Origin of the sequence: Streptomyces taklimakanensis, from assembly GCF_009709575.1 — a bacterium.
GTDB classification, from domain to species: domain Bacteria; phylum Actinomycetota; class Actinomycetes; order Streptomycetales; family Streptomycetaceae; genus Streptomyces; species Streptomyces taklimakanensis.
On the sequence record NZ_WIXO01000001.1, the window covers coordinates 2110001 to 2128685 of the forward strand.

At 73.5% G+C, this 18685-nt stretch carries 14 protein-coding genes; 2 read left to right on the plus strand and 12 right to left on the minus strand.

Translation table 11 applies throughout. From position 1 onward, the window contains the following. Window positions 1–381: 381 nt before the first annotated feature. A complete protein-coding gene (locus tag F0L17_RS09170; protein ID WP_155070688.1) occupies window positions 382–1389 on the minus strand; it encodes a stage II sporulation protein M in 1008 nt (335 codons plus the stop codon). A 200-nt stretch (window positions 1390–1589) separates the two neighbouring features. On the opposite strand from F0L17_RS09170, the gene F0L17_RS09175 reads away from it, so the two are divergent. Beyond that, complete coding sequence (locus F0L17_RS09175; RefSeq protein WP_162465984.1) at window positions 1590–2564, plus strand: RDD family protein; 975 nt, start codon at window positions 1590–1592, stop codon at window positions 2562–2564. 37 nt (window positions 2565–2601) lie between these two features. Here F0L17_RS09175 and F0L17_RS09180 read toward each other — a convergent pair whose 3' ends face one another. From F0L17_RS09180 to F0L17_RS09215, 8 genes are all read right to left on the minus strand, one after another. Further along, a complete protein-coding gene (locus tag F0L17_RS09180; protein WP_155070689.1) occupies window positions 2602–3216 on the minus strand; it encodes a hypothetical protein in 615 nt (204 codons plus the stop codon). 112 nt (window positions 3217–3328) lie between these two features. Beyond that, on the minus strand, window positions 3329–4819 hold the full coding sequence (gene ahcY / locus F0L17_RS09185) for an adenosylhomocysteinase (protein ID WP_155070690.1): 1491 nt from the start codon (window positions 4817–4819) through the stop codon (window positions 3329–3331). Window positions 4820–5208: 389 nt separating this feature from the next. Beyond that, window positions 5209–6138, minus strand: coding sequence for a cation diffusion facilitator family transporter (locus tag F0L17_RS09190; RefSeq protein WP_155070691.1), 930 nt, complete (start codon window positions 6136–6138; stop codon window positions 5209–5211). Between the two features lie 109 nt (window positions 6139–6247). After that, window positions 6248–7468, minus strand: coding sequence for a mannose-6-phosphate isomerase, class I (gene manA / locus F0L17_RS09195; protein WP_155070692.1), 1221 nt, complete (start codon window positions 7466–7468; stop codon window positions 6248–6250). A gap of 98 nt (window positions 7469–7566) precedes the next feature. Continuing rightward, window positions 7567–8739 carry an SIS domain-containing protein gene (locus F0L17_RS09200; RefSeq protein ID WP_155070693.1) on the minus strand — a complete coding sequence of 391 codons (1173 nt, stop codon included), beginning with the start codon at window positions 8737–8739 and terminating at the stop codon, window positions 7567–7569. 37 nt (window positions 8740–8776) lie between these two features. Next, window positions 8777–8947, minus strand: coding sequence for a Trm112 family protein (locus F0L17_RS09205; protein WP_155070694.1), 171 nt, complete (start codon window positions 8945–8947; stop codon window positions 8777–8779). Window positions 8948–9146: 199 nt separating this feature from the next. Beyond that, window positions 9147–10505 (minus strand): phosphomannomutase/phosphoglucomutase, encoded by a 1359-nt coding sequence (locus F0L17_RS09210; protein WP_162465985.1) that lies wholly within the window; start codon window positions 10503–10505, stop codon window positions 9147–9149. 51 nt (window positions 10506–10556) lie between these two features. Continuing rightward, window positions 10557–11000, minus strand: a complete 444-nt coding sequence (locus F0L17_RS09215) for a DUF3499 domain-containing protein (RefSeq protein ID WP_155070695.1) — start codon at window positions 10998–11000, stop codon at window positions 10557–10559. 360 nt (window positions 11001–11360) lie between these two features. Between F0L17_RS09215 and F0L17_RS09220 the strand changes: the two genes are divergently transcribed. Beyond that, window positions 11361–11846, plus strand: coding sequence for a metallopeptidase family protein (locus F0L17_RS09220; RefSeq protein ID WP_155070696.1), 486 nt, complete (start codon window positions 11361–11363; stop codon window positions 11844–11846). Between the two features lie 53 nt (window positions 11847–11899). On the opposite strand, the gene F0L17_RS09225 is transcribed toward F0L17_RS09220, so the two are convergent. From F0L17_RS09225 to F0L17_RS09235, 3 genes are all read right to left on the minus strand, one after another. Continuing rightward, window positions 11900–13444 (minus strand): DUF5719 family protein, encoded by a 1545-nt coding sequence (locus F0L17_RS09225; protein ID WP_155070697.1) that lies wholly within the window; start codon window positions 13442–13444, stop codon window positions 11900–11902. After that, complete coding sequence (locus F0L17_RS09230) at window positions 13441–17370, minus strand: glycosyltransferase family 2 protein (RefSeq protein WP_155070698.1); 3930 nt, start codon at window positions 17368–17370, stop codon at window positions 13441–13443. The genes F0L17_RS09225 and F0L17_RS09230 overlap by 4 nt, the downstream gene beginning before the upstream one ends. Before the next feature lie 324 nt (window positions 17371–17694). Continuing rightward, window positions 17695–17958: a WhiB family transcriptional regulator gene (locus F0L17_RS09235; protein WP_003950432.1), complete on the minus strand. Its 264-nt coding sequence runs from the start codon at window positions 17956–17958 to the stop codon at window positions 17695–17697. Window positions 17959–18685 lie beyond the last annotated feature (727 nt).

Genomic DNA, 18685 nt, shown 5'->3' on the forward strand with positions numbered 1-18685 from the left:
ACCGACCGGTTCCGACGACGGGGTATCAACATATCTGGCGTTGACTTTTGGCACGCTGTTGAGTTCTCAAGGAACGGACGCTTCCATCGGCACCCCTCTCGGGGCCCCTCCGGGCGCTTCCCTTCGGTGTCTCCGACTCTATCAGAACCACTTTCACCGATCGAAATCGGCTTGGCTTTCCGATGAGAATTCGGATTGCCTCGACCGGAGCCTGGGGCTCTCGGTCGGGCCGGATAGATTGTCATCCATCCACCCTTGAGGGTATCACCCTCCGGGCAACTTCTGAAATCTACCTCCCGCGGAGCCCCCTGTCAAGGGCGCCCCTCGGAACGATCAGAACCGTACCAGGTCCGGTGCCCTGGACGCACATCGCGGCTCGCGTCAGGCCGCCGCGGGCACCTCCACGGGACGGTCCGCGGCGTCGATGTCCCCCGCCTCCCCCGCCCGCACCGCCCGGCCGCCCAGTACGTAGACATAGGCGAGGAAGGCCGCCTCCGCGACGACCCCGATGGTGATCCGGGCCCATGTGGGCAGGCCCGACGGGGTCACGAAACCCTCGATGACCCCCGACACGAAGAGCACCACGGCCAGCCCGAGCGCCATGCCGATGGCCGCGCGCCCCTCCTGGGCGAGTGCCGCCCGGCGGCTGCGGGGGCCCGGGTCCACGACCGTCCACCCCAGGCGCAGCCCCGTTCCCGCCGCGACGAACACCGCCGTCAGTTCGAGCAGACCGTGGGGGAGGATCAGGCCGAGGAAGGTGTCGAGGCGGCCTGCCGACGTCATCAGACCGATGCCGATCCCGATGTTCAGCATGTTCTGCCAGAGCACCCAGAGCACGGGGAGACCGAGGAAGGCGCCGAAGATCAGGCAGATCGCGGCGGCCTGTGCGTTGTTCGTCCACACCTGCGCCGCGAAGGAGGCGGCCGGGTGGCTGGAGTAGTACGTCTCGTACCGGCCGCCGGGGCGTGTCATCTCCCGTAGCTGTTCCGGGGCCGCGATGGCGGACTGGATCTCGGGGTGTGTGCCGATCCACCAGCCGACGAGCACGGCCACCAGCGTGGAGAGCAGTGCCGTCGGTATCCACCAGTGGCGGGCGCGGTAGACGGCGGCGGGGAACCCGACCGTGAAGAACCGTGTCACGTCCCGCCAGGTGGCGCGGCGGGTGCCGGTGACCGCGCTGCGGGCGCGGGCGACGAGCGAGGTGAGGTTGCCGGTCAGCTCGGGGTCGGGCGCGCCGGACTGGACGAGCGACAGGTGCGTGGAGGTGCGCTGGTAGAGGGTGACGAGTTCGTCCGCCTCGGCCCCGGTGAGGCGGCGACGGCGGCGCAGCAGCTCCTCCAGGCGGTCCCACTCGGCCCGGTGGGCGGTGACGAAGACGTCGATGTCCATGGGAAGAGCTTCGCAGACGGGCGGGGCGTTCCGCGGCCTGTTGTCCCCCGCTGCTTCGGGGCCCGGCCCACCGGTGGTCCGGTGGGCGGGTCGGCGCCGGACGGCAGACTGTCGCAGACTGTCCGTACCGGCTCGTACGTGTGCGCGAGGCACCGCTTGCGGGTACGGGGACCACGGCGAGGGCGAGGAGGGCGTGCCGGGTGAGTCAACTCGTGACGGGTGATGCGGTGGTGCTCGGGCTGCGGCCCGCGAGGCTGCCGAGCCGGGCCTTGGCCGTCGTCATCGACCTGGTCGTGCTCTGGGGCGTCTATCTGGCGCTGTCCATGATGGTGTTGTCGGGCACCGGTTCGCTGGACGAGGCGGCGACGGCGGCGGTGGCCGTGGCCCTGCTGGTGCTGGTCCTGATGGGCGGGCCGGTGCTGGTCGAGACGCTGAGCCACGGCCGCTCGCTGGGGAAGATGGCGTGCGGGTTGCGGGTGGTGCGGGAGGACGGCGGACCGATCCGTTTCCGGCACGCGTTGGTGCGCGGGGCACTGGGCTTCGTGGAGATCCAGATGTCGGCCGGTGTGATCGCGTGCGTCGCCTCCCTGGTGTCCGCCCGGGGGCGGCGGCTGGGGGACGTGTTCGCCGGGACGCTGGTGGTGCGGGAGCGGATTCCGGTGGCGCGGCCCACTCCGGTGCCGCCTCCGCCGCCGTGGGTGACCGACCGGTTGGCGGGGCTGGACCTGTCGCGGGTGCCGGAGGGGCTGTGGTTGGCGGTGCGGCAGTACCTGCTGCGGGTGGACCAACTCGATCCGCAGGCGAGCTGGTCGGTGGCCCAGCGGCTGGCGGCCGACGTCGCGGCCCGCACCGGGGCTCCGATACCGGAGCGGATGCCACCGGCCATGTACCTCTCCGGCGTGGTCGCCGAGCGGCAGGCGCGGGACGCGCTGCGCGCGTTCGGAACCGGGCGGGAGGCGGAGCGGCCCGCGGGCTCGTCGCCCTTCGCGCCGCCCTTCGCACCGCCCTCGGCTCCTCCGGAGCCGGCCGTCCCGGCCGCCCCGACCGTCGCTCCCCGGGGCCCCGCCGGGCCGCCCCCTCCCCCGGAGGCTCCCCCGGGGGCGCCCCCGGTGTCGGACCCCGGCGGCGGGGGGACGTCGGACGAGCGGCGGACCGGGTTCGTGCCGCCCGCCTGACGGCACCGGGCCAAGGGGCCGGATCCCGTGCCGGCGGTCAGGTGAACGTCGAGGGCGGGGACTCCAACTCCTCCAGTTCGATGCCGGGGGCGGCCAGGACGACGTCCCCGGCGAGGTGGACGGAGTACCGCTCCCCCGTCTCCAGGTCGTCGACCCGGTAGTGGTCCACGACCAGGGGGCCGCTGTCGGTGGGGTGTGTCTCGCTCTCCAGCAGTGCCCATGCCCGGTCGAGGGTTCGAGGGGCGAGCGCGGGAGGCGTGAACGAGACGAGGCGGACACGGGTGGCGGGCGCGCCGGGCGCGAGGCGCAGCAGCCTGGCCACGGCGACGAGGAACGCGGGGGAGGCGCCGGTGAAGGCGTGTGCGAGGGCGTTGCCCTCCTGCGCGTGCTCGCCGGCCGGATCGGTGCGGACCCAGGTCACGCCGTCCAGGGCGGCGCCGCGCACCTGCCACTGGGCGGTGCGCAGCTCCAGGCGCAGCGGACGGCCGAGGTCGTCCAGGGTGAGGTCGGTGGAGTCGGTGCGGCCGCCGGAGGGGTCGGTGAGCTGCGAGACGTAGCGCCAGCCGGTGGGGCCGGTCGCGCACTGGAAGCGCTCCTCCCCGAGGGGGGCGTGGTCGTGGGGGTCGTGGAGCGAGTAGCGGCCGCGGGGCATGGTGGGTCGTCCTTCACGGGTCAGGCCCCCGCCGGGAAGCGGGGGCCTGAGGATGTCGCGTGCGCGCTGTGCGGTGCGTGCCGCGGGCGCGCGGCCCGCACGCCGCGCGCGGTCAGTAGCGGTAGTGGTCGGGCTTGTAGGGGCCCTCGACGGGGACGCCGATGTAGGCGGCCTGCTCCGGACGGAGGGTGGTGAGCTTGGCGCCCAGTGCCTCCAGGTGGAGACGGGCGACCTTCTCGTCCAACTGCTTGGGCAGCACGTACACCCCGACCGGGTACTGATCGGTCTTGGTGAACAGCTCGATCTGGGCGATGGTCTGGTTGGCGAAGCTGTTGGACATCACGAACGACGGGTGTCCGGTGGCGTTGCCCAGGTTCAGCAGCCGGCCCTCGGAGAGCACGATGATCGACCTTCCGTCGGGGAAGGTCCAGGTGTGCACCTGCGGCTTGACCTCGTCCTTGACGATGCCGGGGATCTTCGCCAGGCCGGCCATGTCGATCTCGTTGTCGAAGTGACCGATGTTGCCGACGATCGCCTGGTGCTTCATCCGCCGCATGTGCTCGGCCAGGATGATGTCCTTGTTGCCGGTGGTGGTGACGAAGATGTCGGCGGTCTCGACGACGTCCTCCAGGGTGGCGACCTGGTAGCCGTCCATCGCGGCCTGCAGGGCGCAGATCGGGTCGATCTCGGTGACGATGACCCGGGCGCCCTGGCCGCGCAGCGACTCCGCGCATCCCTTGCCCACGTCGCCGTAGCCGCAGACCACCGCGACCTTGCCGCCGATGAGGGTGTCGGTGGCCCGGTTGATGCCGTCGATCAGCGAGTGGCGGCAACCGTACTTGTTGTCGAACTTCGACTTGGTCACCGAGTCGTTGACGTTGATCGCCGGGAACAGCAGGGAGCCCTCGCGCTGCATCTCGTACAGGCGGTGGACGCCGGTGGTGGTCTCCTCCGTCACCCCGCGGATCTCGGAGGCCAGGTTCGTCCACTTGGTCGGGTTCTCGCCCAGGGTGCGGCTCAGCAGCCGGAGGATGACGGCGTGCTCCTCGGACTCGGCCGTCGAGACGTCGGGGACGGCGCCGGCCTTCTCGTACTCCACGCCCTTGTGGACCAGCAGCGTGGCGTCACCGCCGTCGTCCAGGATCATGTTCGGTCCGCCGGTGGGCGCGTCCGGCCAGGTCAGCGCCTGCTCGGTGCACCACCAGTACTCGTCCAGCGTCTCGCCCTTCCAGGCGAAGACCGGCACGCCGCGCGGGTCGTCGGGGGTACCGTCCGGGCCGACCGCGATCGCGGCGGCGGCGTGGTCCTGGGTGGAGAAGATGTTGCAGGACGCCCAGCGCACCCGGGCGCCCAGCGCCACCAGGGTCTCGATCAGCACGGCGGTCTGCACGGTCATGTGCAGCGAGCCGGTGATCCTCGCGCCCGCCAGCGGCTGGGCGGCGGCGTACTCGGCGCGGATCGCCATCAGGCCGGGCATCTCGTGCTCGGCCAGTTTGATCTCCTTGCGGCCGAACTCGGCCAGGGAGAGGTCGGCGACCTTGAAGTCCCGCACGGTGTCGGTCGAGTCGGTCGAGGCGCCGGTGGGCGCGTCGGTCGTCGTCATGACGAGTCTGCTCCTCGGGGTTGGTCGAGGTGTACGGCTGGCTGGTCCGCGGCGGTGGGCGGGAGCGCGGGACCGGGCACACCGGTGCGTGTCACCGTGTGCCGTCGTCCTCGTGCGCACCCTACGGACGTACGTGTTCCCTGACCGCGGCGCAGTCCGTCGGAGGCCCTCTCTCCCTCGGCCGGCCCTCTGGCCGACCGACCGCCATCAGCAGCGACGTCTGTGCACCATCGAATTTACACGCTCGGCCGGTCGCCCGGATGGGCCAGGGGGGAATCGGGGCCGGCGGACCGTTGTGTTCCGGCCGTCCCGCCACGACGCGCGGAGGCGGCCCGGGACGTCGCCGTGTCCCCGGGCCGCCTCCGCGCGAACCGTGCCCTGCCGCGCCGTCACACGGCCTTGGCGGCGTCCGTCCGGTAGATGTCCGGCTCCAGGTAGATCACGCGGGCGATCGGGACCGCCTCGCGGACGCGGGTCTCGGCCTCGTCGATCGCACGGGCCACCTCGGCCGCCGACTCGTGGCTCTCCACCGCGATCTTGGCGGCGACCAGCAGCTCTTCCGGGCCGAGGTGGAGCGTGCGCATGTGGATGATCCGGGTGACCCGCTCGCCGTCCACGATCGCCTCGCGGATCCTCGTCAGGGCCTCCGGGGCGGCCGACTCGCCCAGGAGCAGCGACTTGGTCTCCACGGCCAGGACGACCGCGATGACCACGAGCAGCACGCCGATGCAGACGGTGCCGACGCCGTCCCACACCGGGTCCCCCGTCAGCAGCGCCAGCCCGACGCCGGCCAGGGCCAGGACGAGACCGACCAGCGCGCCGAGGTCCTCCAACAGCACGACCGGCAGCTCGGGCGCCTTGGCGCGCCGGACGAACGCCGTCCACGACTGCCCGCCGCGGATCTCGTTGGACTCCTTGATGGCTGTGCGGAAGGAGAAGATCTCGGCGATGATCGCGAAGACCAGGACGCCCACCGGCCAGTACCAGTGGTCGAGGTCGTGCGGGTGTTTGATCTTCTGGTAGCCCTCGTAGAGCGCGAAGAGGCCACCGACGCTGAACAGGACGATGGCCACGAGGAAGGAGTAGATGTAGCGCTCGCGCCCGTACCCGAAGGGGTGTTCCTCACTGGCCTTCCGCTCCGACCTCTTGCGGCCGAGCAGCAACAGCGCCTGGTTGCCGGAGTCGGCCACGGAGTGCACGCCCTCGGCGAGCATCGACGAGGAGCCGCTGAAGGCGAACGCCACGAACTTGGCCACGGCGATGGACAGGTTGGCGCCCAGCGCGGCGACGATCGCCTTGGTTCCACCTGATGCACTCATGGACGGGTGACTCCCCCTGGTAAGGACTGCGGATCGGTTCTCGGTTCCCGGGGCTCGGGGCCCCGGGCGCCCGGGGCCCCGGTGGCCGGTCGGTGCTCCGCGTCGTGGTCTACAGGGCCACGGTCGCGCGGAAGAGCGTACCGCTGCCCGTGATCGTCACGCGCTCGCCCGCCCGGACGAAGGCCGACCGGCCACCGGTGAGGGTCAGCTCCGCGCCGTCCCCGTCGGCGTCCGTCGGCCCCGTCTCCCGCAGGACGGCCTCTCCGTCGGTGCAGAGCAGGATCTGCGGAGCGCGGTCGTCCAGGAGGCGCGGTTCGTCCTCTGGGGTCAGGACGTGGCGGGTGAGTCGGAACTCGTCCACGGGGGTGGAGTACACCTGCTCGCCGTTCGAGGCGGTGCGGGGACGCAGCACTTCCGGTTCGGTGGGTTCGAAGCGGACGACGCGCAGCAGTTCGGGTACGTCCACGTGCTTGGGCGTCAGCCCGCAGCGCAGCACGTTGTCGGAGTTGGCCATCAACTCGACGCCGAGACCTTCGAGGTAGGCGTGGGGGACCCCGGCCCCCAGGTAGAGGGCCTCGCCGGGGGCCAGCCGGACGACGTTGAGGAGCAGCGCGGCCAGGACGCCCGGGTCGTCGGGGTAGTGGTCCGCGATCCCGGCGTACGCGGCGCAGTCACGGGTGTACGGACCGTCCCCGTCCGCCAGGCTCCGCACCGCCTCCGCCGCCGCGCCGACGGTCTCGCCGATCGCCTTCCGGTCGGCGGTCAGGACGGCGGTGAGGACCTCGCTCAGGGCCTCGTCCCGGGGGCGGGCGCGCAGGATGTCCGCGTACGGCTTGAGGCCGTCGACGCCCAGGGCGTCCAGCAGCGCGGCGGTCTCGTCGGGGGCGCGGAAGCCGCACAGGCCCGTGAAGGGGGCGAGGGCGCAGACGAGTTCGGGCTTGTGGTTGGCGTCCTTGTAGTTGCGGTGCGGGGCGTCCGCGGGAACGCCGCGCTCCTCCTCGTCGGCGAAGCCCTCCTTCGCCTGGGTGAGGTCGGGGTGCACCTGGAGGGAGAGGGGCGAGGCGGCGGCCAGCACCTTGAACAGGAACGGAAGCCGGGGGCCGAACGCCTCGACGGTCGCCCGGCCCAACTCGCCCTCGGGGTCGGCCGCGATCACTTCGGACAGCGGCGTCTCGCCGCCGCCCCGGTCGATGCGGGACGGGGCTCCGGGGTGGGCGCCCATCCACAGTTCGGCCTGCGGCTCGCCGGTGGGCTCGGTGCCGAGCAGTTCGGGGATGGCGGTGGTGGAGCCCCAGGCGTAGGGGCGCACGGTGTTGGCGAGGAGGTCCATGCGGGGTCGGTGTCCTTGGGTCCTTGGGTCCTTGGTCCCGAACCTCGTCGTTCGGGCCGTGCGGGGTGTCGCGGTCCGCCGGGGAACGGATTCCCCGATCAGCGTCGTCCACCACCGGCGAGTCCGAGGTAGACGGCGGCGAAGTCCACGGTGGCGAGCAGTTCGGCGGCGGCCTCCAGGGGAAGGCTTCCCTCCGCCGGCTCCAGTTCGCTGATCGGGGCGCCGTGGGCGTAGGCCAGGTCGCGGGCGGCGACGGCCGCGGAGTCCGCGGCGGGGGCGCCCTCGCGCAGCAGGACGACCCGGGCGTGCAGCGGTTCCGGTTCCTCCACGCGGTCCCGGAAGAAGTCCTCGGTGTCGTCGGTGCCGGAGAAGGAACCGGCCAGCAGGGCCCGGTGGAGGGTCATCGCCTCCGGCAGGCGGGCGGTCAGGGCCGGGCGGCCGGCGAGCGCGGCGAGGACGGTGGCGCAGTGCCGGGCGACGGCGGCCGCGACGGTCCCCTCGCTCCACAGCAACGGCAACGCGTCGGAGAGCTCGGCGGCCAGGGTCTTGGCGGGATTGCCGTAGGTGGGGACGGCCGGACCGCAGCGCTCGGCCGTCCGGTCGAGCCGGTCGGCGAGCGCGTCCAGTGCGTCGGGCCCGGCGGTGGCCAGGTCGAGCCGGTCGGTGAGGACCAGCAGCGGGGTGAGCAGCGCCCACAGGGTGCCGGGGGCGGCCTGTGGTGCCTCCCCCGGCCGCTCGTAGGCGTCGCGGGGGTCGGGCCCCTCGTACCGCTCGCCCGGAATCCCCGCGAAGGGGACGGCGAGGCCGCGGGCCTGGATGGTGGCCTCGGCCAGCGGGGCGGGTACGGGGCTGACGGAGACCACGGTGCAGCCGCGTCGGTACGCCTGCTCGGCGAGCAGGGCGAGCCCTCCCTCGTGCCCGTCGGGGGTGGCCAACAGCAGCAGGTCCAGCGGCCCGGCCCAGCCGGGGAGCGTCCAGTGCAGGGCGCCGGGATCGGCGAGGGAACCGGTGGGGTGGATCAGGGTGACGGGGACGGCGCCGTTGCCGAAGGCGCCGATGAGGTCGGCGGCGCAGGGAACGGCGGGGCCGGTGCCGGCGACCAGGACGGCGCGGGGCCGTCCGTCGGGACGGAGTTCGGTCAACCCCGCCTCGGTGGCGTGCCGGAGGGCCGTGCGGACACGGGCACCGGACGCGGCGGCTCCGCGCAGTAGGCCGTGGGTGTCGGCGCCGGTCAGGGCATCGGGGGCGTCGAGCAGGGTCTCGTCCAGCATGTGCGGCCTCTCCGGTCGCCGGGGGCGGTCTGACTGCTCAGGCGGGGCGGCGGGCCTCGTCGACGAGGAGGACGGGGATGTCGTCGCGGATCGGGTACGCCAGCTTGCAGTCGGCGCCCTGGCAGACCAGTTCCCCGTCCTCCTCACGGAGGGGGGCGTGGCACGCCGGGCAGGCGAGGATCTCCAGGAGGCCGGCTTCGAGCGGCATGGGGCGTCGTCCCTTCGAGCAGGTGCGCGGGCGCGGTCGCGCGGGTGCGCGGTCGCGCGGTCGTCGTGCGGTCAGCGTACCGCCGGGGCGTCGGGGGCGGTCGGCGGGGACGAACGCGCGGTCCGGTGCCGGGCCCGGGGCGGGCCCGGCACCTTCCGTCCGACGTCGGCCGGGCAACGCGTCCCCGTACGGGGGCGCGTCAGGCGCGGATGATGGCCAGGACCTCGTCGCGGACCCCGGCGACCGTCTCCGCGTCGCGCCCCTCGACGTTCAGGCGCAGCAGCGGCTCGGTGTTGGAGGGGCGCAGGTTGAACCACCAGTCGGCCGCCGTGACCGTCAGCCCGTCCAGTTCGTCCAACTCCAGGCCCTCGCGGCCGAAGTAGGCGGCCTTGACGGCGGCGGCTCGGCCGGCCTGGTCGTCGACGGTGCTGTTGATCTCGCCGGAGGCGACGTAACGGTCGTACCGCGCCACCAGTTCGGACAGGGGGGCCTCCTGCCCGCCGAGCGCCGCCAGGACGTGGAGGGCGGCGAGCATGCCGGTGTCGGCGTTCCAGAAGTCGCGGAAGTAGTAGTGCGCGGAGTGCTCGCCGCCGAAGATCGCTCCGGTGCGCGCCATCTCCTCCTTGATGAAGGAGTGTCCCACCCGGGTGCGCACGGGGGTGCCGCCCGCCTCCCTGACCACCTCGGGGACGGACCAGGAGGTGATGCAGTTGTGGATCACCGTGGAGCCGGGCTCCTTGGCCAGCTCGCGGGCGGCGACCAGGGCGGTGATCGCCGAGGGGGAGACCGGCTCCCCCCGCTCGTCCACGACGAAACAGCGGTCGGCGTCCCCGTCGAAGGCCAGGCCGATGTCGGCGCCGGTCTCCCGCACCCTGGCCTGGAGGTCCACGATGTTGGCCGGATCCAGCGGGTTGGCCTCGTGGTTGGGGAAGGTGCCGTCGAGCTCGAAGTACATCGCGTCCAGCTCGACGGGCAGGTCCTTCAGGACGGTCGGGACGGTGTGGCCCCCCATGCCGTTGCCCGCGTCCACCACGACCTTCAGGGGGCGGATGGCGGTGAGGTCCACCAGGGAGCGCAGGTGGGCGGCGTAGTCCTCCAGGACGTCCCGCCGCGTGACCGCGCCCGGCTTCTCCACCGGTTCGGGGGCGCCGTCGGCGGCCCACTCCTCCACCAGGGCCCGGATGTCGGCCAGTCCGGTGTCCTGGCCGACCGGCGCGGCGCCCGCCCGGCACATCTTGATGCCGTTGTACCTGGCCGGATTGTGGCTGGCGGTGAACATCGCGCCGGGCAGGCCGAGGCTGCCGCTGGCGAAGTAGAGCTGGTCGGTGGAGCAGAGACCGATCTCGGTGACGTCGGCGCCGCGGGCGGCCGCGCCCCGGGCGAAGGCGTGCGACAGGCCCGGCGAGGAAGGACGCATGTCGTGTCCGACCACGATCGCCTCCGCGCCCGTGACCGTCGCGAACGCCGCGCCGAAGAGTTCGGCGAGCCCCTCGTCCAACTGGTCGGGCACCACACCACGTACGTCGTACGCCTTCACGATCTGTGACAGGTCAGGCACGGTCCACCCCTTCTGGAGTTTTTCGGTGTCGCCCCAAATGTAACGGGGCGGTCAGTTGTCGGGGGAACGCAGGACCCGCAGGTGGCCACGGCGGGCCACCTCCATCAGGTCCGTGTCGCGCACGCCGTTCGAACCGGGCTGCTCGGTGGGGGCGGGAGGTTTGCGCCGGGGGGTGCGGGCGGCCTCGCGCACGGCGTCGGCCAGCGCTTCGAGGTCGTCGCCGCTGGGACGCGCGGGGCCCGGGTCCACCGCGAGGCGGACGACCTCCCAGCCGCGCGGGGCCGTCAGCCGCTCCGAGTGTTCGGAGCACAGGTCGTAGCAGTGGGGCTCGGCGTAGGTCGCCAGGGGACCGAGGACGGCGGTGGAGTCCGCGTAGACGTACGTCAGCGTCGCCACGGCAGGGCGGCCGCACGCGGTGCGCGAACAGCGACGTACAGGGCTCACGATGTTGGACGGTACCGCACTCTTGAGCGGGCCGCGACGACTCCCCGGCAGGTCACCCTGTTGTGTCGCCTCGTTCCGTCCGGGCCCCCCGCTCCGGTGGCGTCCGCGTTGACCTGCTGCTCGATGGAAAAGTCCGATTTGCCGGCGCTTCAGGGGCGTTACCGCTTCGTTCGGAGACCGTCATCGAGGAGCGATCAACGATCGAGGAACCTGCCGAAATCGCACCACGAGAAACGGAAGCGATCATTTTCTGGAGCGCTTTCGACAGGGGTCCTCGACGTGAGCTCTCGACGTGGGCCGCGCCCGGACGGGCACGTCCCTCCCGCGCCCGCCCGCCACCGGGCCGCCGCGGCTCCACCACCTCGCGGCGCGCGGTCCGCCGGACGCCGCCGGACGGCTACTCTCAAGACGATGGACAACCCCGTACCGCCCCACAGGCCCGATCCGCGGCCACCGCGTCGCCGGGACCGCCATGGGCGCGGCATGCGCGGCCCCCTCGCCCCGCCGCAGGTGCCGCTGGCCATGAGCCGCGCCGACGCCTTCGACGACCTGGTGCGCGACTCCGCGGACCGGCTGGAGAAGCAGTGGCCACAACTCGCCGGGGTGGAGTTCGTCGTGCAGGAGGTGCCGCCCGCCCCGGCCCCGGAGGACGGCGAGCGGCTCGCCGGCTGGCCGGGCGGGTGGCTCGACGGCCCGGACGGCATCCCCCTGGGCCGGTACGCGGCCGCGCGGGACGGCCACCCCGACCGCATCGTCGTCTACCGCCGCCCCATCGAGCTGCGGGCCAGGACGCGCGACGACCGGGCCCTGCTCGTCCACGAGGTGGTCGTCGAGCAGGTCGCCGAGCTCCTCGGACTGGCCCCGGAGTCGGTCGACCCGCGCTACGGACAGGACTGAGCGAGCCGGCCGGGCGCCGGACCGCTCCGGCGGGCCCGGCGGATCGGCCCCGCTCAGTCCACCAGCACCGACAGGTCCTGTCCGGCCTCGGGCACCGCCACCGTCCCACGGTCGTCGGGGACCGTCTGCACGGTGAACATCGGGACGCCGTCGTCCTCCAGCGACAGCGTCCGGGCGGCGTACACCTCCCCGCCCGACAGCCGCTCGACGGTGATCGCGTAGTGGCCCTTGCCGCCCTCGGGCCGCAGATCGCTCACGGCGGTGGTGGTCCCGGCCTTGAGGGTGAGCGTCCTGTCGACCGCCTTGCCGCCGCCACTGGCCGCCGAGGCCGTCACCCGCACCTTCGCGGCCTTGCCCGGCGCCACCAGCGACAGGATCGTCCCGCCGTCCTTGCTGTTGGTCGCCTCGGCGTCGCTCCCGGCGACCGACGCCCTCTCCCGGATCGGCTCGGTGGCCGGGACGAACGCCGTCTCCCGGGCGCCGCCCTTGCCCCGCACCACCCGTACGGCCGCCACCACCTGGCCTCCCCCACCCTCCTCGGTCGGGGACAGCAGCAGCGAACCCGCCTCGCCCCGGGTGATGTCCCCGAGGTCCACGGCGACCGTCGTCCCCCGCTTGACGTGCAGGGTCTCCTGCCCCGCGGGGGTGATCGTGCCGGTGGGGGTCGCCAGCCGCACCCGCAGGTCGGCGTCCCGCTCCCCGGGCGCGAAGACGACCAGACGCGCGCTGGTGGCGTCCGGCGGGAGTCCGGGCATCACCAGATCGCCGCCGGACCGCCTGGAGGCGGTCAGCCAGTCGCCGCCGAGCTTCTCGTCCAACGACTGCACCTGGGCGCCGATCCGGCCGGTGCGCGCCACCACGTGCAGGACCACGTCCTCGACCGGCTTGGTGGAGAGCGCGGAGAGCAGGACGGGGACGGTGGACCGGCCGGGGACGTTGATGCCCTGGCCGCTGTCGGTCCGCACCGACCCGTCCTCGCCGTACAGCTCCAGGTCGACCACGGCCGTGGAGTCGTCGGGGTTGGTGAGGTGGATGTAGTCCTGACGCTGCTCGGCCGTGCTCGCGCCCGGGAACCAGAACTCCGTGTCGGGGACGGTGCAGGAGAGCCCCTGCAGCCCGCGCCCGGTCCCCACGGTGACGAGGGTGGTCTGCTGGACCGTCCAGCCGGGTGCCAGGCGACCGTCCGCCGAGCCGGTGAGCGCGGGGGAGGCGCTGCCGTCGGTCTCGGCGGTGACGGGGACGCCGGGTTCCTCCAGCGGCACGAACGGCTTGGGAGCGGACTTCCCGCCCGTGCTCCCCTTGCCCCCTTCTCCGCCGCCGCCCTCCAGGGTGCTCCCGGCCGGCAGCAGTCCGGCCCCGTCCTCACCGGTGGTGGCCCGCTCCGTCTTCCCCTTGGGCGTGAAGGCGGTGTACGTCGTCTCGCCGATGTCCGAACCGGTCGGCTTCGGGCACACCAGCGTGGAGCGTTCCACGGGGAGCCGGGACGCGGACGCGGGGGCGGCGGACGGCTCGCCGGAGGGCGCGGTCAGCGCGGCGACGCCGGTGACGGCGGCCAGCGTGGTGGCCACGGCGATCAGGGACTGGGCGGTGCGGTTCATGCGTGGTCGCTCCTGTTGCCGTACGTGGTGCCGTCCTGACCGTAGCCGTCCTGACCGTAGCCGCTCTGGTCGTAGCCGCCCCGGTCGTAGCCGCCCTGGCCGTAGCCGCCCCGGTCGTGGTCACCCTGGCCGTAGCCGCTCTGGTCATAGCCGCTCTGGTCATAGCCACCCTGGCCGTAGCCGCTCTGGTCGCCGTAGCCGTCGTGACCTCCCCGGCCGTACGGGTCGTACCCGTCGTAGGGGGAGGGCACGTACGGGGCCTGCCCGGCCTGCTGCCCGTTCCAGTCCTGCCACTCCCGGTGACCGGAGGCGTACGAGGGCTCGGGCTCGGGCCGGGACTCCGGTTCGGGCCGGGGCTCGGGCTCGCCCGGCCGCTCCCACGTCCGCTCGGGGTCGGTGTCCGCGCTCTCCTCCGTCTCCTGGGCGGCCCGCGGCGGATCGCCCGCGGCCTCCTGCGCCGCCCGCAGCCTGCGGGCCCGGCGCCCCTCCCCCTCGATCGGCTCCGCGGGCACGCTCTCCACCTCGGGCAGGTCGTCGTCGACCTCGCGACGCCGTCCGGGCAACGCCATCACCAGCGTGACCAAGCCCAGGAAGCCCTGGGCCCACACCCATCCGGTGTGCGCGACGGAGGTCTCGTACGTCAGGTCCAACCGGCCGCCCTCGGCGGGGAGTTCGAAGCCCTGGGCCCAGCCGTCCACGGTGAGCGACTTCAGCGGTCGGCCGTCCAGCGTGGCCCGCCAGCCGGGGTCGGCGGCGTCGGCGATCCGCAGCACCCGCCCGGCGGGGCCCGCCGGGATGTCGGCGTGTGCCTCGACGGGTCCCGCCGCGACGGCCACCGGACCGTCCGTCGAGCCCGCGGCGTCACCGCCGGCCGCCGCGCCCTCGCCGTCCCCGGACCCGCCGGGGACGATCACGACGCGGGCGACCTGGGCGTCCACCCGCCACAGCGCGCTGCCGTCCTCCTGGCTCAGCCGGGTCAGGCCCGGAGTCGCGTCCAGCACCCGGCTCATCTGCCGGGGGGCTCCGTCGCGCACCAGGACGTAGCGGACGGCGTAGCCGCCGAGCTGGTCGGCCTGGTCGGCGCCGGAACCCGCGACCAGGTTGCCGACCACCTCGTCCAGCCGCCGGTCCGGGGCGACCGCGCGGGCCACGTCCCCGTCCCCCAGGCGGGCTCCCGCACCGCGCACGAGGGTGTACGAGACCCGGGTCGGCGCGCCGGAGACGGCGTTCCCGGTGCCGCTCTCACCGTCGAGGACGAGGGTGCGCGGCTGGTCGCGGGTGTTGCTCTCCTCGGCGACGAACGCCGGCACCTGCACCGGACTACGCCGTGACAGCGGTCCGTCGGCCCCGGCCGCCATCCAGCCGACGGCGGCCACCAGCGGCGCCGCGACGGCCGCGACGGCGATGAGCACCGCGACCGGCTGGCGCCAGCCGAAGCTCTGCGCGGCGACCCGGCCACGCGCGCCCTCGGCGCCGAGCACCGCGGCCACCAGCAGCGCCAGCCCGTAGACGAGGGTCGCCGGTCCGGCCCAGCCGGAGCCGTTGGCGAGCGCGGCGAAGAGCAGGCCGGTCAGGGCCGCGCCCCAGGCCGCGCCGATCGCCGCCCGCCGGTCGGCGCGCAGCAGCGCGGCCAGTGCCGCCACCGGCACGCCGACGAAGAGGAGGCCGCCCATCGTGCCCGGCCCGCCGGGGTCGAGCGCCACCAGACCGGCCACGGACGCCGTGCCCCCGCCGTACTCCAGCCCGACCTCGCGCAGAAGGGCCGAGGGGTCGGTGAGCAGGTCCAGGGACCACGGCGCGAGCAGCGCCAACGGGGTCGCCAACAGCACGACGGCACGGACCGCGTACGCCCCCGGGTGGGCGCGCTGCCGTGTCCTGACGGCGAGCACGACCAGGGTCAGGACGGCGGCGATCGGCCAGACGACGGGAGTGAAGGCGGTCGTGAGGGTGAGCAGCAGGACGCAGGCCCACACCGGTCGCCACCCCGGCTTCGCGCGCCCCTGCCGGGCCCGGCCGTCCGGGAGGCCCTCCTCCGGCCGTCCGGCTCCGCTGTCGGCGCCCTCCTCGGCCGCTTCGGACCGCCCGCCGCCCGGCCGCGTTCCGGAGGCCGCGACCGCGGCCCGCGCCATCAGGGGCAGCGCCACGGCGAGCACGGCGGTGCCGAGCCGGCCGGCCGCCAGGGCCCCGGTGACCGCGGGCAGGAAGGCGTAGGCGACGGAGCCCCAGGCGCGCAGCAGTCGGGAGCCGACCAGGGACCGGGAGGCGAAGTAGGCGGTGAGGCCGGCCAGCGGCACCGAGCAGACCAGCAGCAGGGTGAGGGTGAGGCCGGTGCTGCCGAACAGGACCGTGGCGAGCGTGGCCAGGACCGCCAGGTACGGCGGCGCGGTCTCGGTGGCCCCGATGCCCACCGGCTGCCAGGTCTGAAGGTGACGCGCCCACAGGTCGGCGGCGTCGCCGGGCGCGGGCAGCAGGGCGCCGCCCGCCAGCGCGCCGCCGCTCAGCAGGTTGCGGCAGGCGACCAGGGAGGTGACGAGCAGGACGGCGAAGAGCACGGGGGCCGGCTTGCGGGCGATCCGCTTCAACCGGGCGAACTGCTCGACGTCCAGGAAGTCGGCGTCCTCGTCGCCCGGTCCGGTCTCGACGGCGCCGTGCCGCCCGCCGGAGGAGAGGTCGGGTTCGGAGCGGCCCGCGAAGTTGCTCGCGATCTGCTCGACGGTGGCCCGTACCGTGGCGCCGGGCGGCGGGAAGAGGGGGCGCAGGTCCCCGTGGGGCACCACCGGTCTGCCGCGCCCGCGCCGGGCGCCGACGACGAGGCCGGGGCGGAGCAGGACGCGCACGAGCCCGCTGAACTCGTCGAGCGCCTGCCCGGGCACCTTTCCGACCAGATAGGCGACCATCCGTAGCAGGGTGCCCGTCACCAGCCGGAGCAGCACCCAGGGGAGCAGCTTCCCGGGGGTGTTGACGAGGAGCGTGTGGACGGCGCCCGCCTTGTCCACCCGGTGCGGGCTCGCGGTCGAGCGCCCCGCGCAGTCGACGGGACGCCGCTCGCGGGAGGCCGCCTCCGCGTGCCGTACGACGGCCTCGGGCGCCACGAGCACCCGGTGGCCGGCGCTCTGGGCACGCCAGCACAGGTCCACGTCGTCGCGCATCAGCGGCAGTCGGCGGTCGAAGCCGCCGAGCAGTTCGAAGACGTCGCGGCGTATGAGCATCCCGGCGGTGGAGACGGACAGCACCTGCCGGACCTGGTCGTACTGGCCCTGGTCCTGTTCGCGCCGGTCCAGTCCGGTCCAACGGCGACCGCTGTTGGCGATGGAGACGCCGACCTCCAGCAACTGGCGGCTGTTGTACCAACTGCGCAGCTTGGGGCCGATGACGGCGGCCGTCTCGTCCTCGTCGGCGACCCGCAGCAGTTCGGCGAGCGCGTCCGGCGCGGGGGCGCAGTCGTCGTGCAGCAGCCACAGCCACTGGACCGGCTCGCCGTGGGGGAGTTCGGGCATGTCGTACGCCTCGTCGCGCCAGGTCCGGGTGACCGGGTCCCAGCCGCTGGGGCGCTTGAGGTACGGCAGGTCGTCGGGGCCGAGGACGGGCGCGGCGCGGACGGCCTCGGCGACGGCCGTACCGAATCCGGTGCGGCGGGCGAGGTGGAGCACGCGGTCGGGACCGAGGGCCTCGGCGACCAGTTGGGCGGAGCCGTCGGCGCTGCCGGTGTCGGCCGCGACGACGTTCTGCACCGGCCTGGTCTGGCCGTTGAGCCCGGCGAGCACGTCGGGCAGCCAGCGCTCGCCGTCGTGGGAGACGAGTACGGCGGTGACGACGTGCCGCGGGAACTCCGGGGGGTTCGAGGGGTCGAACACTCCGGGTTGCGGGGAAGCGAACGCTGCTGTGGCCGCCTCGTACTGGGCCGCCGGGTGACTGTGCACGGACATCGGGGTAGGGGCCCTCCGGCCGGGGTCCGGGGGTCGCCCCCCGGAAGGCTGCTGCGTCGGACTGCTGTTGACCTGTGCGGCCCTGCGCGGGCCGGTGCGGACTGGTCGGACGCGGGTGCCGTGGGGCCGGCGGCCGCGTCGTGGACGGCCCCCCACACTAATGGCTGAACGGGCAGCGCCGTTCGGGGTCCCGGGGGAACGCCCCCCGAACGGCGGTCCGCCTCCCGTGCGCGGCACGGGAGGCGGGCGGACCGTTGTGGATGGTTGTGCGGCGGATCGCGTGGTATCGACTTCCACGCCGTCCGACCGGGCGGGCGGTCCTCCTCAGACCGCGGCCTTCTTCAGGCGGCGGCGCTCACGCTCGGACAGACCGCCCCAGATGCCGAACCGTTCGTCGTTGGCGAGGGCGTACTCCAGGCACTCGGAGCGCACCTCGCAGGCGAGGCAGACCTTCTTGGCCTCGCGCGTCGAACCGCCCTTCTCCGGAAAGAAGGACTCGGGGTCGGTCTGGGCGCACAACGCCCGCTCCTGCCAGCCGAGCTCCTCGTCCGCCTCTTCGACCAGCAGTTGTTCGAACAGCTCGGTCATGCGCTCGCCCCTCGTCTGTCTTGGCGTCCCCGTGATGCTGTCGTTATCGATCCCGGCTGAACGACACGAGTGAAATTACAAGTGTGTGCATCCACCCGAGTCAAGCCGAGATCTGCTAATGGGCCCGTTATTCACTCTGCGGAACCAAGCCCTCGCAATAAGTGCTTAAATCACCACAAACCACGACAGCAGATCGGACATCCCGCCCACCTCTCCTCCCGTACCCGGAAGGACGCGACCGGGAGCCGCTCCGTTGCCCTCCGCGCCCCGAAGCGATCACGATCACATTTGGATCACAGGTCCGCAACGGCGTTTGTGTGCGCGGATGTTGCGCCGCATGTCCCCTCCCGGCACGCATAAACCTTTCAGCGGCCCCGACGACCGGATGTGGTGAAACACGCCCCTCAAACAGGCCGTCCGGTTGACAGCGGGACGGAGTACCCGGTCTTCTTGGACCCATGCCAGCGACTTCCGCGCCCAGCCCGGCCCGCCTCCGCGGGTCTCTCCGCGCTGTCCGGGCCCTGTGTCGCTGTCGCTGTCGTCACCACCGCTGAGGCACCGGGAACCCCGGAGCGGCGAGAACGCCCGAGCACGGGAACGGCCGGAACGTCCCGGACGGGGACGGATCCCCACCGCGGGGCCTTCCACCCTCCCCGCTCCCTGCCTCTCGCGACCGCCCTCCGCCTCGCGCCTTCCCCCCTCCACACCCCTCCGGGCCGTGCGCGCA